Source organism: Methylobacterium sp. (assembly GCF_019745455.1).
In the GTDB taxonomy this organism is placed as follows: domain Bacteria; phylum Pseudomonadota; class Alphaproteobacteria; order Rhizobiales; family Beijerinckiaceae; genus Methylobacterium.
Genome location: NZ_JAIETD010000028.1, coordinates 100,576 through 115,235, shown reverse-complemented (window position 1 = coordinate 115,235; position 14,660 = coordinate 100,576). Strand labels below are relative to the sequence as shown.

Genomic DNA, 14,660 nt, shown 5'->3' with positions numbered 1-14,660 from the left:
CACCGTTCGGCGCCACACTCTGTGAAGACACCTGATCGACATCCATGCTCATCGACAGCCACTGCCACCTCGATTTCCCCGACTTCGCCGCCGACCTCCCCGGCGTGATCGCCCGCGCCAGGGCGGCCGGCGTGAGCGGGATGCTGACGATCTCCACCCGGGTCGCCAAGGCGCGCACCTACGAGGCCCTGTCGGAGGCGCATGGGGAAGTCTGGCACACAATCGGCACCCATCCGCACGGTGCGGGTGAGGAGCCGGACGTGCCGGCGGCCGAGATCATCGCGCTGAGCGCGCATCCGCGCTGCATCGGGATCGGGGAGGCGGGCCTCGACTACCATTACGCCGACGCGGCCCCCGAAGCCGTGCAGGAGCGGGTTTTCCGCGCACATATCGCCGCCTCGCGCGAGACCGGCCTGCCGCTCGTCATCCATTCGCGCGATGCCGACGCGCATATGGAGCGCGTCCTCGTCGACGAGATGGGGCAGGGCGCCTTCAGGGCGGTGCTGCACTGCTTCTCGTCCGGTGCGCGGCTGGCGGAAATCGGAGTCGAGCTCGGCCTGTTCGTCTCCTTCTCCGGCATCGTCACCTTCCGGCGCTCGCACGACTTGCGCGCCATCGCCGCCGAGGTTCCCCACGACCGGCTGCTGGTGGAGACCGACGCCCCGTTCCTCGCCCCCGAGCCGCATCGCGGCCGAACCAACGAGCCGGCCTATACCGCCGACACCGCGCGTTCGCTGGCCCAGTTCCTCGACATCCCGTTCGAGGAGTTTGTGAGCCTGACCACGGCGAATTTCCACCGGCTCTTCGCCAAGGCGGTTCCGGCGGGGGAGCGGTAGGGCTCTCGCTCGACATGGGCTCGTAACGTCCGCTGATGCGACGTCAGCATTCAGCTTGGTGTTCCAGGCATCAGCGAAGTCTGCCTGGCGAATGCATCGAGAGTGAATCGCTAGCAATACTTTAAAATTTTCGCTTTTTGTCTCCAAGGTTTGTGCGGGAGAGTTGTATCTTCCAGTCGTTACCGGAGGATATCATGCTCGTGTCACCGAGGTTTCTCCTGATGATCGGTCTGGCTGTTTTGGTTCCTGACGATGGTGCCTCGGTGCAATCCGACTTGCCACGTGCAGTACCAAGCACGGAGCCCGCAGTTCCTGCTCGGGGCTATCCTGTACGAGGGGAGAGCACGATGACCATCACCGTGCCGCTCGTGGCGGGGGAAAGTGCCGACGAGCAGCTCAAGTTGAGCGAAGTGGTCAACGAGCCTCGCTCATCAGGCAGCCGGCCAGGACAGCGAAGCCGGGCACCTCGACTGCTGATGATCTTCGAAGAGGGTGGCGAACAACCATAGGCTCGCGCCTCATCGCCTAAGCGATAGACCGACACTTGAGTGCATCGCCGACCCCTGTGTTGATGAGCAAGGTACGAGATGCTCCATTGATGTCCGCAATCGGCCCAAAGTACCCGGTCGACCGGAATGAAACCCACACCGCGCCACGACCCCCCCAAGGGGGCGTGACAGGCGGGCGGGCCCTCCGTTACGAACGGGGCCGGAGGTGCCGATGCGTTCGCTGACCTTGACCATCCTCGGCTGCGGCTCGTCCGGCGGCGTGCCGCGGGTCGGCTATGGCTGGGGCGCGTGCGATCCGTCCGAGCCGAGGAACCGCCGCCGGCGCTGCTCGGTCCTCGTCGAAGGGCAGGGGGACGGGCAAGGAAATCGGGAGGAGGGCGTCACCACGCTCCTGATCGACACCTCGCCGGACCTGCGCGAGCAGTTGCTCGGCGCAGAAGTGCATCGGCTCGACGCGGTCCTGTTCACTCATGCCCATGCCGACCATACCCACGGCATCGACGACGTCCGCCCCCTCGTCATCCATATGCGCCGGCGCATCCCGGTCTATGCCGATGCGCAGACGCGGGCTTTGCTCGAGGCGCGCTTCGGCTATTGCTTCGCGACGCCGCCGGGCAGCGATTATCCGCCGATCCTCGACATGAACGATTTCGTCGCCGGCGAGCCGCTCTCGATCCCGGGGCAGGGCGGGGCGGTGGAGGCTCTGGCCTTCGCGATGGAGCACGGCAACGAGGTCGCGCACGGCTTCCGCTTCGGGCCCCTCGCCTACGCGCCCGACGTCAGCGTGATGCCGGAGGCCGGCAAGGCGCATCTTGACGGCCTCGACCTCCTCGTCATCGATGCCCTTCGTGAGACGCCGCACCCGACCCACTACTCGGTCTCGGACGCCCTTGCCCTCATCGAGGAGGTGCGGCCGCGCCGGGCGGTGCTGACCAACCTGCACACCGACCTCGACTACGCGACCCTGGCGGCCAGGCTGCCGGACAATGTGGCGCCCGCCTATGACGGCATGCGCCTCACGGTCGATCTTTAGGGCTCGGCTGACGACAGTTCTGCCGGCCGATAGGGGCCGGACGCGTCTTCGCGACGTCAGTTATGCGCCGACGGGTCGGCGCGGCTCGGCGCGACCGACATGGCGGGGGCGAGGCCGACCTGGACGAGGATCTGGTTGCTGGCGGCCTTGGCGAGGCGATCGTAGCCCGCATCCGTCATGTGGAGGCCGTCCGGGCCGATCATCTGCGAGGGAGTCATGATACCCTTGTCGACCCAGGTCTTCATCAGGGCATGGCGGCGGATTACCGGCACGCCGAGCTCCGCGGCGAGGGCATGCAGGGCAGCGGCGTAGCGCTCCGCGCCGTCGATGCCGCTGAGGCGCCGGCACCATTGCTGGTCCATGAGCACGACGTCGGAGCCAGTGGAGCGGATCGCCGCGATCCCGTCGCGGGTGAGTTGGGAGAAGCGCTCCACCGGAACGCCGGTCATCGGGTCGTTGCTGCCGGTCTGCCAGATCACGAGATCGGGTCGGTCGGCGAGCACGTCGCGCTGAAGGCGCCGCGCCATCGCCTCGGCGTCGTCGCCTCCCTTGCCGCGGTTGATCACGTTGACGGCGGGCCGGCCGGCTACACCGAGTCGCAGGCTCTCGGAGAGATCGCGCTGGAGCAGGGCCGGGTAGGTCGAGGCCGGGGAGGAGGCGCCGGCGCCTTCGGTCGAGGACGACCCGAAGGCGATGATCCGGATTTCTCCGCCGGCATCGAGCCGCGCCTTGAGGCGCGGCAGCGCGCCGGTGGCCGCGAGAGCCGCGTTGGTCACGCCGGAGCCGAGCGAGAGCGGTTCGGCCTTCGCGGACATGCCGAGCCACGCCATGGCGATGGCGGCGAGGCCGAGGAGCGGAAAACGGCGCTGGAATGTCAGCATTGCGAGCAATCGAATCGTGTCAGCGAGTGAGGCTATCGCCTCATGGACGACGATTATGACGATTGCGCGATCGAGTTAAAGCGCTTTGTGGATTGTCGACCAGCCTGACCACAACGGAGAAGTCTCTGGTTCCGTGGTGAATTTCGATTGGAGATCCATGGTGAATGGGGGCTTTGCGAAGGCCCCTGCCCCGACGTGGCAGGCACTGAAGTTCCATAATATATCTTATGCGAATGGCCGATTGGGGTTGGGGAGACCGCTCAAGAGGTGCTTCCACGCCCCGATTGCGCCAGCAACCCCTCCTCCACGGGTTTGAATCGCGCGAATCTGAGGGCCAGGGTCGGCAGGAGCATCAGGTTGAGGATCGTCGAGGTGACGAGGCCGCCGAGGATGACGAGGGCCATCGGGCCCTCGATCTCGCGGCCGGGCTCGCCGGCGCCGAGCGCCAGGGGCAAGAGGCCGAGGCCGGTCACCAGCGAGGTCATCAGGATCGGGACGAGGCGGTCGGCGGCGCCGTCGATGGAAGTGGCGAGGTTCCAGGTCCGGCCCTCGATCGTGACGAGGTGCTCGTAATGCGAGATCATCATGATGGTGTTGCGCAAGGATATGCCGAACAGCGTCACGAATCCGACGATCGAGCCGAGCGACAGCACCCCGTCGGTCATGAAGACCGCCATGACCCCGCCGACGAAGGCGAAGGGCAGGTTGACGAGGAGCAGCATCAGGTTGCGCAGCGAGCCGGTGACGACGGCGAGCAGCATCAGGATGCCGAGGATCGCGAAGCCCGAATAGAGCAGGAGGTCGCGCTGCGCCCGGTCCTGCACCTCGGCGGCGCCCGAGAAGCCGAGATAGACGCCCGACGGCAGGGCGACCTCGCGGGCGATCTTGCGCTTGGCCGCCGCCATGACGGAGGCGACGTCCCTCCCCTGCACGTTGGCGGTGACGGTCTGGACGCGCTGGGCGCCCTGGTGCTGGACCTGATAGCGGCCCGCGCTTTCGTAGATGTCGGCGACCTGGGCCAGGCTGACGTAGCGGCCGTTCGGGGTGCGCAGGGGCAGGTCGCCGAGGGCGGCGAGGCGCCCGCGGGCCGGACCGCCAAGGTTGACGATGACGTTGAAGACCGCGTTGCCCTCGTAGGTCTGGCCGACCGTGTCGCCCTGATAGGCCGTCCGCACGACCTCGAGCACGTCGGTGGCCTCGAGGCCCCAGTGCCGGAGATCGTTGGGGCGCAGGGTCACGTTCACCTGAGGCAGGCCGGCGGGCGCGCTGCGCTGGATGTCGGCGGCGCCCGGGACCTCGCCGAGCTCGCGGGCGATGTCGGAGGCTGCCGTTTCGATCCGGGCGAGGTCGTTGCCGAAGACGCTGATCACCACCGGGGCCCCTGCCCCGGACACCGTCTCCTCGATGCGCTCGGTGAGGAAGGTCTTGAGCGAGAAGGCCGCGCCCGGGAACTCGGCGAGGAGCGTGCGGATGCGGGTCTCGACCGCCTTCTGCTCGGCGCCGCCGAGGCCCGGATCGAGGTCGATATGGATCTCGCTGTAATGGGTGCCGGCCGTATCCTGGCCGGCCTCCGCCCGCCCGATCTGCGAGGCCACGGCCCGGATGCCGGGGATCGCCTTGAGGTCGTGGGTGATCCGGGTGCCGAGCCGCATCGATTCCTGCAGCGAGGTGCCTGGCGCCCCGGCCATGTGCAGGATCAGGTGTCCTTCCTTGAGGTCGGGGAGGAAGGTGCTGCCGAAGCCCGGCACCAGGGCGGCCCCGGCCAGCGTCAGGAGGATGGCGGCGGCGACCACGAGGAGCGAGACCCGCTCGATCCCGGCGAGGGCCCAGGCATAGGCGCCGCGCGACCAGCGCATCATCGGCGGGTCGCGGGCTTCCGCCCCCTTGCGCCCCGTCAGGAGCAGCATGGCGAGGGCCGGGGTCACGGTCAGCGCCACGGCCAAGGACGCGATCACCGCGAGGATGTAGGCGAGGCTCAATGGCCCGAACAGCCGCCCAGCTATCCCCGAGAGCGCCAGCACCGGCAGGAAGACCAGCAGCACCGCGAAGGTCGCGTAGGCCACCGCCGTGCGCACTTCGAGGATGGCGTCGATGATCACCCTGCCCTCCTCCCGGGGCAGTCCGAGGCGGCGGTTCTCGCGCAGTCGCCGCACGACGTTCTCGACGCCGATCACCGCGTCGTCGACGACCTCGCCGATGGCGATGGCGAGGCCGCCGAGCGTCATCGTGTTGAGGCTCTCGCCCATGGCCTGCAGCGCCAGCACCGCCGCGATCAGCGAGAGCGGGATCGCCACGGCGCTGATGATGCAGGTGCGCCAATCGTAGAGGAACACGAACAGCACGATGACGACGAGGATGCCGCCGAGCCCCAGGGCCTGCAGCACGTTGGCGTTGGCGACCGTGATGAAGTTCGAGGGCTTGAACAGGTCCGGCCGCAAGGTCACGCCCTCGCGCTCCAGGGCCGGCCTGAGCTCGGCGAGCGCCGCCTCGACGCGGGCGGCGACCTCGCGGGTGTTGGCACCATATTGTGCTCCGACCATCAGGAGCACGCCCGGCACGCCGTCGACGAGGGCGGCGCTGATCGGCGGCTCGCCCGCGGCGACCACGTCGGCGACGTCGCCGAGGGTCACGCTGGCGCCGCCCTCGTTGACGAGGACGGTGCGGGCGAGGGCCTCGGGTGTCAGCGACTGGCCCTCGGTCTGGAGGGTGACGCGCTGGTTCGTCGTGTCGACGAAGCCCGCGCCGCGCACGCCGGTGGCCTTGCGGGCGGCGGCGAGCACGTCGTTCATGCCGATGCCGAAGCGGATCAGGTCGTGCGGCCTGACCTGGACCTGGAGCGAGCGCACCGCGCCGCCATAGACCGAGACCTCGGCGATGCCCGGCACGGCAAGGAGGCGCAGCCGCACGGTCCAGTCGGCGAGTGTTCGTAGCTCCATCGGAGAACGCTGGGGCGCGGTCATCCCGACGAGGAGCACGGTGGAGGTGGCCGAGGTCAGCGCCGTCATCGCGGGAGGCTGCACGCCCTGGGGCAGGCGCCCGGCAAGCGCCGTCAGCCGCTCGGTGACGAGCTGGCGCGCCCGGTAGATGTCGCTGCCGGCCCGGAAGGTCGCGGTGATGACCGAGAGGCCCTGGATCGAGTTCGACCGCAGGGTGACGAGGCCCGGCAGACCGTTGACCGCCACCTCGATCGGCTGGGTCACCAGTACCTCGACCTGCTCGGGGTTGAGTCCTGGCGCCTCGGTCTGGATCACCGCCGCGGGCGGCGCGAATTCCGGGAAGACGTCGTACTTGGCGTCGCCCATTGTCGCTGCGCCGAAGGCGGCGAGCGCCATGGCGAGACCGAGCACGACCCCGCGAAACCGCACGGCGAAAGCGACGAGGGCGGCCTGCGGGCCGGCGGGCATCGGCTCCATCTAGTCGTCGTCCGCCCCGCCGGAGACCTGGAGCTGCGCCTTCATCTCCTCCGACAGGAGCGCCTGGCCGCCCCGCAGGACGATCTCGGTGTCCCCGGGCAGGTCCTCGACGACGTAAGCATCCGCCGACATGATCGGGTCCGACTTCAGGAGGTGTCGGACGTAGGCGCCCGGCGCCACCGCACGGTAGACCCAGGTGCCGCCGCCCCAATGGACCACCGCGTCCTCGGGCACGCTGAGGCCTGTGACGTTGCGCTCGCCCGTGAGGAACACGAGCATGCTCATTCCGGGCAGGAAGCCGCTATCGCCCGCCACGGTGTAGAAATAGCTCAGTCCCTGGATCTTGGAATCGGTGCGGGTCGCCGGTGAGATGTAGCGCAGGGCGACCCGTGCGCTCTGCGGCGGTACCTCTGCGAAGGCTGCGGCCGGCCTTCCTCTCAGCGTCTCGCCCGGTGGCAGCGTCACCTGGACCAGGAACTCGCTGCGCTCGATCAGCCGCGTGATCGTGGGGCTGCGCTCGACGATGGCCCGGCCGATCACCGGCCCCCATTCCTGCTGGGCCGTTGCGGCGAGGGTCCGCACCTGCGATTCCGCAGCCGCCAGGGAGGCGAGGTCGGTCTGGAATGTGCCCTCGGTGGTCTCGACCTGCACGGTGGTTGCGTAGGGGCCGAGATTTTTGGCCCGCTGGAAGGCGCTGCGCGAGACCTCGACCCGCGCCTGCGCGGTCTGGAGCTGAGCCTTGGCGCTGGCATAGGAATTGGTGAGGTCGGTGACTCGGGCGAGGTCCAGGACGCTGCCATAGGCCTGGACCTCGGCCCGATGCGCCAGAGCCGGCACCACGCGGGTATCGATGCCGATGCGGGCCTGCTCGGCCGGGTTGAGCTTGACCACCATCCGCCCTTCCTCGACGGCGACGCGCTGGGCCGGCAGATGCGGGCGCTCGGGCTTTTCCGGTTCCGAGAAGGCGCGCAGGCGCGCGAACGCCTCCTCGCCGGACCTGCGCAGGGCCGAGTCGGCAGCGACGAGGCCGAGGCCGGCCAGGAGCAATGCCGCCAGGACGGCCCATCGCCATCGGGTCACGCGCCCCGCCACAACTCCCCTCCCCGGTTCTCCGTTCTGCTCCCGATAGCGTGTCCGCCGTGAAATCGATACCGGGCGAGGCCCGGCGCGTTCGGGCGGGCGTCGCCATCCACCGCCAAACGCGGAATGGAGGCGAGACATCGTGTGCGGCGGGTGCCCAGAAGAAAATGCTTTAGGACGCCCGGTTCAGACCAATGAAGAGGAACTTGACCCACCTTTTGCCACCCTCGATGTCATTCCGGGGCTGCGCAGCAGAACCCGGAATCCATAGCCGCGACGCGTGCAAAGCATGATGAGGTCGGCGGCTATGGATTCCGGGTTCGCCTTTGGCGCCCCGGAATGACGGGTTGTGGGACCCGCTTCAGCCGTCCCGTCTCCACGGCGCGAACCAGCCGAGGCCGGTCCGTGTGCCTTCGGCCGGGTTGTACTCGCAGCCGACGAAGCCGGCATAGCCTAGACGGTCGAGGGTGCGGAAGACGAAGGCGTCGTCGAGCTCGCCGGTGCCGGGCTCGTGGCGGCCGGGCACGCTCGCGGTCTGGATATGACCGATCAGCGGCATCAGCGCCTCGAGCCGGGTGGTGACGTCGCCGTGCAGGACCTGGACGTGGAAGACGTCGAATTGCAGCTTCGCGTTCGGATAACCCGCCGCCCGCAGCTCCTCGACCATGCCCGCTGCGAACGCGACGTCGTCGAGGAAGTAGCCCGGCATGCTGCGCCGGTTGATCGGTTCGATCAGGAGGTCGATGTCGCGGGTGGCGAGCCGGCCGGCAGCATGCCGCAGCGAACGCCGATAGGCCGCGACGGCATCCGGGTCGTTCCTGTCGGCAAGCCCGGCCATGAGGTGGAGCCGGCGCGTACCCGTCGCCTCGGCATAGGTGCGCGCCATCTCGACCCCCTCCGCCATGGTGGCGAACCGGTCCGGCAGGGCCGCGATTCCGCGCTCGCCGGCCGCCCAATCTCCCGGCGGCATGTTGAACAGGGCGAGTTCGAGATCATGACGCTGCAGGCGCGAGGCGATCGCACTTGGCGATTCCGCGTAGGGGAACAGGCACTCCACCGCCGTGAAGCCCGCATCCGCCGCCGCCGCGAAGCGGTCGAGGAAGGCGTGCTCGGTGAACATGAGGGTGAGGTTGGCGGCAAAGCGCGGCATCTTGGGTGTCGCGCTAGTCCTTGATCAGCGTGCCGGAATAAATCACCGGACCGGTCGGCTTTCCGGTCGGCGAGCCGCCGGGCGGCTCCACCGAGACCGCGAAGAGACCGGCACCCGGCTGCGCCGCCTTGGCGTCGGCCGGTAGGGCGACCTTGCGGGCGCTGGCGCCGATCACGCCGAGGGTCTTGGGGGTCCCGCCCTCGACGTACCAGAGTTCGAGGCTGTGCCCCGCAGGCGTCTCGGCGCCGACAGGGCGGACCTGCGCGGTGCCGGCGGCGAGGTCGACGCTGACGAGGAAAGCCGGGACCTCGCCGCCGCGGCTGACTACGGCGACGTAGCGCGTATCCGCAGGCGTGACGGGGGGCGCGCCGAACCGGCCGAGGGCGACGACGAGGGCGAGGCTCGCCGCCAGGGCGCCGGCGGTCAGAGCCGCGCCGCGCCAGAGCCGGATCTGCCGCGACAGGGCTTCGATGCGGTTGTCGTTGGCGGGAGCCGATGCGCTTCGACCCGGAAGCGCCCGCAAGATCTTCTGCCAGACCCGCTCGGGCGGCTCCACGGACTGGATCGTGTCGTCGAGCGGCGAGAGACGGCGTTCCCAGGCGCGCACGGCGGCCTCGGTCGCCGGATCGACCGCCCGTTCGAGATCGAGGGCCGCCCGTTCGGAAGCGGAGAGGGTGCCGAGCACGTATTCGGCGGCGCGCAGGTCGCGCTCGTTCGGGTCGGCGCTCATGCGGCGGTCTCGAGGCAGCCGCGCAGGGTAGCGAGCCCGCGATGCAGCCAGGTCTTGATGGTGTTGACGGGCTTATCGTAGCGCGACGCGAGTTCCTCCCGCGAGTAGCCCTCGCAATAAGCCAGCACGACGCAGTCGCGCTGCGCCGCCTCGAGTCGCCCGAGGCAGGCCTTGAGCGCGTCGCGCCCCAGGATCGCGCCTTCGCTGTCGTGAGGATCGGCGAGCCGTTCCACCCAGTCCTCTCCGTCCTCGGTCACAGGCCCCTGCACCTCGCCCTTCCTGCGGACGACGTCGATCGCCCGGTTCCGGGCGATGGCACAGAGCCACGCAAGCGGCCGGCCGGAGGCGGGATCATAGGATCCCGCAGCCTGCCAGACACGCACGAACACGTCCTGGAGGACGTCCTCGGCGGCGCTGCGATCCCTCTGGATACGAAGGATGAGGCCGTAAAGTTTCGGGGCGGTGAGGTCGTAGAGCGATTTGAGGGCCTGTTCATCGCCGCTCGCGATCCCGGCCAGCAATCGCGAGAGCGTGGCGTCGTCACGCACGGGGCGATTCATCCTCTCCCAATCCGTCCGCCTCTGCCGGGCGGCACGGTCATCTCGTCACGATCGAACGTAGGGGCAGCACGGATTTCCACCGCCACGGTTCGCCCGCGGGCAACCTAGGGCAAGCGATCCGCCCGTGCCACTGCGCAGGCCGCGATCCGATGTGGGTAGATCCATCGCCGGGACGCCTCGTCGCCCTGTCCCATCGGCGACCGGCGACCTATCTCAACGGATTGCATCCGGGGCTCGCTCCCGTGACACTCATCCCGTGACACTCATGGAGACGTTCGCATGGCCTCGCCGGGAGATTGGAAGATTCCCTCGGCCGTGCAGCCGAAGGCGGCGGATTACACCTTCGACCTCGACCGGGCGCTCACCGCCATCGTGTCGCTCTCGACCCGCGTGCCGCCCGAGGCCTTCACGGCGGAGACGCTCGGTACGGAGCGCGCCGGAAACGGCGTCGTCATCGGCGAGGATGGCCTCGTCCTCACCATCGGCTATCTCGTGATGGAGGCCGACACGGTGTGGCTGACCACCCAGGACGGCCGCTCCATTCCCGGACACGTGGTCGGCTACGACGCCGTCACTGGATTTGGCCTCGTCCAGGCCCTCGGCGACCTCAGGCTGCCGCACTTGACGCTCGGGCGCTCCGACACGGTCCGGGTCGGAGACCGCGCCGTGGTGGCAGGCGCCGGAGGCCGACAGCGCAGCGTTGCTGTCGAGGTGGTCGCCCGGCAGGAATTCGCCGGCTACTGGGAATACGTCCTCGACGAGGCGATCTTCACGGCGCCCTCGCACCCCCATTGGGGCGGCACCGCGATGCTGGGGCCGCAGGGTGAATTGCTGGGCATCGGCTCGCTGCAGCTTCAGCAGGGCGGCCCCGGCGGCCCGAAGGCGATCAACATGATCGTGCCCATCGACCTCCTGCCGCCGATCCTCGAGGACCTGACCCGGCGCGGCCGGGTCGATCGGCCGCCGAGGCCGTGGCTCGGCCTCTACGCCGCCGAGGGCGAGGGCGCCGTCGTCGTGATGGGGCTAGCGGATGACGGGCCGGCCGAGAGCGCGGACCTGCGCGCCGGAGACGCCATCGTGGCGGTGGCGGGCGAGCCCGTGGCCGATCTCGCCGGGTTCTTCCGGCAGGTCTGGGCGCTCGGCGAGGCCGGCGTGCGCGTTCCTCTCACCGTCCAGCGCGAGGGCCGCACCCTCAAGCTGTCGCTGACCTCTTCCGACCGTGAGCGGTTTCTGGTGAGCCCGCAACTCCACTGAGCGGTCGGCCCGGCGGACGAAATCCGATGCGCCGTAACCTTTCATAATTTTTCCGCCCGAAGGATCGGGAAGTGTGCCGGCGGCCGAATAGGCATCCGCCGCATTTCTTCCCGCGAGGCCAAAGGCGAAACCCTTCAGCGACACGAGATGGACAGGCAAGGCGTCATCGTCGGCATTCACGGCCTCGAGAACAAACCACCGCTCGACGAGAAGAGGCGGTGGTGGAGGCAGGCCATCCTGGAGGGATTGCAGCGCAATTGCGGGGTCGGCGCCGACGACCTCGCCTTCGAGTTCGTCTATTGGGCGGACCTTCGCTACGACCGTCCGCTGGCGGGGGACGAGAACAAAGAGCCCTATCGGCCGGGCGACGGCAGCGGCCCGTTCCCCCGGTACGACGAGCCTGTCTCCGAGACATCCCTGAACAACACGGTCCTCGGCCACGTCTACAAGGGGCTCGACTGGGTCCAGACCAAGACCGGCGTCACGCCGGTCGACAACGTGATCCTCCAGAACCGCTTCGACGATCTCTGGCACTATCAATCCGAGAACAGCTTCGCCCGCGCCGTGCGCGCTCGCCTGAGGGACGTCCTCGAACGCATGGCCGGGCAGCCGATCTTGCTCGTCGCCCACTCGATGGGGTCGATCATCGCCTACGACACCCTCCGGATGCTGGAGCGGGAAGCCCCTTCGGTCCGGGTCGACCATCTGGTGACGCTCGGCTCGCCGCTTGGTTTGGCCGAGGTCAGGTTGAAGATCGTCGCGGAGAACGGCGCCGCCCGGATGCCCAACAATGTCGGGCGTTGGACCAACCTCGCCGACAAGCGAGACCTGGCGGCCGTGGTGGGCGAACTCGCAGAGGATTTCGCGCCGAACGACCACGGCGTCGGCATCCGCGACGCGGTGGTCGTGAACGATTATCGGCGTCCGGCCGGCGGCTCCAACCCTCACAAGTCCTACGGCTACCTCAGGACGCCGGAATTCTCCGAAATCGCGCGGGACTTTGCGAAGGGCTGTTCTCCGGCTGCTTCAGAACTCTACGAAACGGTCCAGGATGACGGCGCGCGAGGGTGAGGAGGCCGGTGTCCGGTTGCTCCGTTCCGGCGGCGGGTCTATCCCGTGGCGATGACGCAACCCATCCATATCGTCGGCGGCGGCCTTGCCGGTTCGGAGGCCGCCTGGCAGATCGCCGAGAGCGGCCATCCGGTCGTGATCCACGAGATGCGGCCCGTGCGCGGCACCGAGGCGCATAAGAGCCAGGATCTCGCCGAGCTCGTCTGCTCGAACTCGTTCCGCTCGGACGATGCCAACGGCAATGCCGTCGGCCTGCTGCACCAGGAGATGCGCAGCCTCGGCTCGCTGATCCTTCGCATGGGCGATGCTCATCAGGTCCCCGCCGGCGGTGCGCTCGCCGTGGATCGCGAGGGTTTCGCCAGGGCCGTCACCGCGGCGCTCGAAGCCCATCCCCTCGTGACGATCTCCCGCGAGGAGGTCGAGGGTCTGCCTCCGGCCGAGTGGGGCGAGGTCGTCGTCGCCACCGGCCCCCTCACCTCCCCGGCCCTGGCGGATGCGATCCGCGGTCTGACGGGCTCGGATGCGCTCGCCTTCTTCGACGCCATCGCGCCGATCGTGCATCGCGACTCCATCGACATGGGCAAGGCCTGGTTCCAGTCGCGCTACGACAAGGCCGGCCCCGGCGGCACCGGCGCCGACTACATCAACTGCCCGATGAACCGCGAGCAGTACGATGCCTTCATTCAGGCGCTGATCGAGGGCGAGAAGATCGGCTTCAAGGAATGGGAGGCCTCGACGCCGTATTTCGACGGCTGCCTGCCGATCGAGATCATGGCGGCGCGCGGTCCCGAGACCCTGCGCCACGGCCCGATGAAGCCCGTCGGCCTCACCAACCCGCACGACCCGACCGTGAAGGCCTGCGCCATCGTCCAGCTTCGCCAGGACAATGCGCTCGGCACCCTCTACAACATGGTCGGGTTCCAGACGAAGCTGACCTATTCCGAGCAGGTGCGGGTGTTCCGCACCATTCCGGGGCTGGAGAACGCCGAGTTCGCAAGGCTGGGCGGGCTCCACCGCAACACCTATCTCGACAGCCCCCGCCTTCTCGATTCCACGCTACGGCTCAAGGTACAGCCGCGCCTGCGCTTCGCCGGCCAGATCACCGGCTGCGAAGGCTATGTCGAATCTGCCGCCACCGGCCTCGTGGCCGGCCGCTTCGCGGCGGCCGAGCGCGAGGGCCGCGCCCTCCCCCCGCTGCCGGCGACGACGGCGCTCGGCGCCCTCATCGGACACATCACCGGAGGCCATATCGCGGTGGAAGAGGCGGGGAGCCCACGCTCGTTCCAGCCGATGAACGTCAATTTCGGGCTGTTCCCGCCCCTCGCCGAAATCCCGAGGGGCGAGGCCGGCAAGCGCCTGCGCGGTCCGGAGAAGGCGGTGGCGAAGAAGCGCGCGCTCACCGATAGGGCGCGGGCGGACTTGGCGGGGTGGATCGCCGACGTGACGCCGTCGCAGGCTGCCGCGGAATAGCTCCCCTCCCCACAAGGGGGAGGAGTGCCCGTCGCAGGCCTAGCGGTCCTCTTGAAGCCTGAGAGATCGCCCTCAACTCGGCTCGATCACGTAGATCCGCCGGCCCGGCCGATGCCCCTCGTCGCCGGTATCGCGAAAGCCGACCTTGCGCAGGAGACCGATCGAGGCGGTGTTCTCCGGCCGGCACTCGGCCACGATGATGCGGTGGGGGAAGCGGTGGCGCAGGAGCGCGACGACCCCCGTCACCGCCTCGCTGCCGTAACCCTGCCCGCGGGCCGAGCCCCCCATCCAGTAGCCGATCTCCACGGCCTGGTCGCCGCGCAGATGCGTGCCGACGATCCCCAGAAGCGTCCCGTCCTTGCGACGCACGCCGAGGAAGCGGTCCTTGATCGGCTTCTTGCCGCCGACGAGGCGGCGGGCATGGTCGAGAGTGAAGGGGTCGGGCAGGAAATCCACCGCGCCGGTGATCGCCGGGTCGTCGGTGAGGGCCTGGATCGCCCCGGCATCGGCCGGGACGAGGCCGTCGACGCGCAGGCGCGCGGTCTCGATCGGCGGCAGGTTGGCGAGGCTGTAGCGCGAGGCGAGGGTCTTGAAGAACATGGCGTCCATGTGGGGCATGGGCGCGGGGAACGGAAGGCGATTTTTTCGCGCCTTCGCCCGAAAGAACCCGCCC

The 14,660-nt window shown here is 68.9% G+C and carries 13 protein-coding genes; 6 read left to right on the top strand and 7 right to left on the bottom strand.

Annotation, left to right across the window (positions count from 1 at the left end; genetic code table 11):
- Positions 1–44: 44 nt before the first annotated feature.
- The 3 genes from K2Y56_RS06130 (at position 45) to K2Y56_RS06120 (ending at position 2,378) form a co-directional block, all read left to right on the top strand.
- The gene (locus K2Y56_RS06130; protein WP_292506132.1) at positions 45–836 is read left to right on the top strand and encodes a TatD family hydrolase; all 792 of its coding nucleotides are present in this window, start codon (positions 45–47) and stop codon (positions 834–836) included.
- Positions 837–1,183: 347 nt separating this feature from the next.
- Positions 1,184–1,345: a hypothetical protein gene (locus K2Y56_RS06125; protein ID WP_292506130.1), complete on the top strand. Its 162-nt coding sequence runs from the start codon at positions 1,184–1,186 to the stop codon at positions 1,343–1,345.
- Between the two features lie 211 nt (positions 1,346–1,556).
- Positions 1,557–2,378 carry an MBL fold metallo-hydrolase gene (locus K2Y56_RS06120; protein WP_292506128.1) on the top strand — a complete coding sequence of 274 codons (822 nt, stop codon included), beginning with the start codon at positions 1,557–1,559 and terminating at the stop codon, positions 2,376–2,378.
- Between the two features lie 56 nt (positions 2,379–2,434).
- Here K2Y56_RS06120 and K2Y56_RS06115 read toward each other — a convergent pair whose 3' ends face one another.
- The 6 genes from K2Y56_RS06115 to K2Y56_RS06090 all read right to left on the bottom strand — a co-directional run bounded on the left by K2Y56_RS06115 (position 2,435) and on the right by K2Y56_RS06090 (position 10,180).
- Positions 2,435–3,259 (bottom strand): SGNH/GDSL hydrolase family protein, encoded by an 825-nt coding sequence (locus tag K2Y56_RS06115; protein ID WP_292506126.1) that lies wholly within the window; start codon positions 3,257–3,259, stop codon positions 2,435–2,437.
- Between the two features lie 260 nt (positions 3,260–3,519).
- A complete protein-coding gene (locus K2Y56_RS06110; RefSeq protein ID WP_292506124.1) occupies positions 3,520–6,672 on the bottom strand; it encodes an efflux RND transporter permease subunit in 3,153 nt (1,050 codons plus the stop codon).
- Positions 6,673–7,752 (bottom strand): efflux RND transporter periplasmic adaptor subunit, encoded by a 1,080-nt coding sequence (locus K2Y56_RS06105; RefSeq protein WP_292506122.1) that lies wholly within the window; start codon positions 7,750–7,752, stop codon positions 6,673–6,675. It lies immediately after the preceding gene.
- A 361-nt stretch (positions 7,753–8,113) separates the two neighbouring features.
- Positions 8,114–8,902: a 2-oxo-tetronate isomerase gene (gene otnI, locus K2Y56_RS06100; protein WP_292506120.1), complete on the bottom strand. Its 789-nt coding sequence runs from the start codon at positions 8,900–8,902 to the stop codon at positions 8,114–8,116.
- A 13-nt stretch (positions 8,903–8,915) separates the two neighbouring features.
- A complete protein-coding gene (locus K2Y56_RS06095) occupies positions 8,916–9,632 on the bottom strand; it encodes an anti-sigma factor (RefSeq protein ID WP_292506118.1) in 717 nt (238 codons plus the stop codon).
- On the bottom strand, positions 9,629–10,180 hold the full coding sequence (locus K2Y56_RS06090; RefSeq protein WP_292506116.1) for a sigma-70 family RNA polymerase sigma factor: 552 nt from the start codon (positions 10,178–10,180) through the stop codon (positions 9,629–9,631). Before K2Y56_RS06090 ends, K2Y56_RS06095 begins: the two co-directional genes overlap by 4 nt.
- A 291-nt stretch (positions 10,181–10,471) precedes the next feature.
- On the opposite strand from K2Y56_RS06090, the gene K2Y56_RS06085 reads away from it, so the two are divergent.
- The 3 genes from K2Y56_RS06085 to trmFO all read left to right on the top strand — a co-directional run bounded on the left by K2Y56_RS06085 (position 10,472) and on the right by trmFO (position 13,987).
- Complete coding sequence (locus tag K2Y56_RS06085) at positions 10,472–11,446, top strand: S1C family serine protease (RefSeq protein ID WP_292506114.1); 975 nt, start codon at positions 10,472–10,474, stop codon at positions 11,444–11,446.
- Positions 11,447–11,593: 147 nt separating this feature from the next.
- Entirely contained in the window at positions 11,594–12,517 is a 924-nt protein-coding gene (locus K2Y56_RS06080) for a hypothetical protein (protein WP_292506112.1), read from the top strand.
- Between the two features lie 51 nt (positions 12,518–12,568).
- Positions 12,569–13,987, top strand: coding sequence for a methylenetetrahydrofolate--tRNA-(uracil(54)-C(5))-methyltransferase (FADH(2)-oxidizing) TrmFO (trmFO, locus tag K2Y56_RS06075; RefSeq protein ID WP_292506111.1), 1,419 nt, complete (start codon positions 12,569–12,571; stop codon positions 13,985–13,987).
- 72 nt (positions 13,988–14,059) lie between these two features.
- Here the strand turns inward: trmFO and K2Y56_RS06070 are convergent, their stop codons facing one another.
- Complete coding sequence (locus tag K2Y56_RS06070) at positions 14,060–14,587, bottom strand: GNAT family N-acetyltransferase (protein WP_292506334.1); 528 nt, start codon at positions 14,585–14,587, stop codon at positions 14,060–14,062.
- Between the last annotated feature and the right edge of the window lie 73 nt (positions 14,588–14,660).

Bases quoted from the DNA above. Each gene is read 5' to 3' on its own strand.
- K2Y56_RS06130 (WP_292506132.1), top strand. From the start codon at position 45: ATGCTCATCGACAGCCACTGCCACCTCGATTTCCCCGACTTCGCCGCC.
- K2Y56_RS06125 (WP_292506130.1), top strand. From the start codon at position 1,184: ATGACCATCACCGTGCCGCTCGTGGCGGGGGAAAGTGCCGACGAGCAG.
- K2Y56_RS06120 (WP_292506128.1), top strand. From the start codon at position 1,557: ATGCGTTCGCTGACCTTGACCATCCTCGGCTGCGGCTCGTCCGGCGGC.
- K2Y56_RS06115 (WP_292506126.1), bottom strand. From the start codon at position 3,259: ATGCTGACATTCCAGCGCCGTTTTCCGCTCCTCGGCCTCGCCGCCATC.
- K2Y56_RS06110 (WP_292506124.1), bottom strand. From the start codon at position 6,672: ATGGAGCCGATGCCCGCCGGCCCGCAGGCCGCCCTCGTCGCTTTCGCC.
- otnI (WP_292506120.1), bottom strand. From the start codon at position 8,902: ATGCCGCGCTTTGCCGCCAACCTCACCCTCATGTTCACCGAGCACGCC.
- K2Y56_RS06095 (WP_292506118.1), bottom strand. From the start codon at position 9,632: ATGAGCGCCGACCCGAACGAGCGCGACCTGCGCGCCGCCGAATACGTG.
- K2Y56_RS06085 (WP_292506114.1), top strand. From the start codon at position 10,472: ATGGCCTCGCCGGGAGATTGGAAGATTCCCTCGGCCGTGCAGCCGAAG.
- K2Y56_RS06080 (WP_292506112.1), top strand. From the start codon at position 11,594: ATGGACAGGCAAGGCGTCATCGTCGGCATTCACGGCCTCGAGAACAAA.
- trmFO (WP_292506111.1), top strand. From the start codon at position 12,569: ATGACGCAACCCATCCATATCGTCGGCGGCGGCCTTGCCGGTTCGGAG.
- K2Y56_RS06070 (WP_292506334.1), bottom strand. From the start codon at position 14,587: ATGTTCTTCAAGACCCTCGCCTCGCGCTACAGCCTCGCCAACCTGCCG.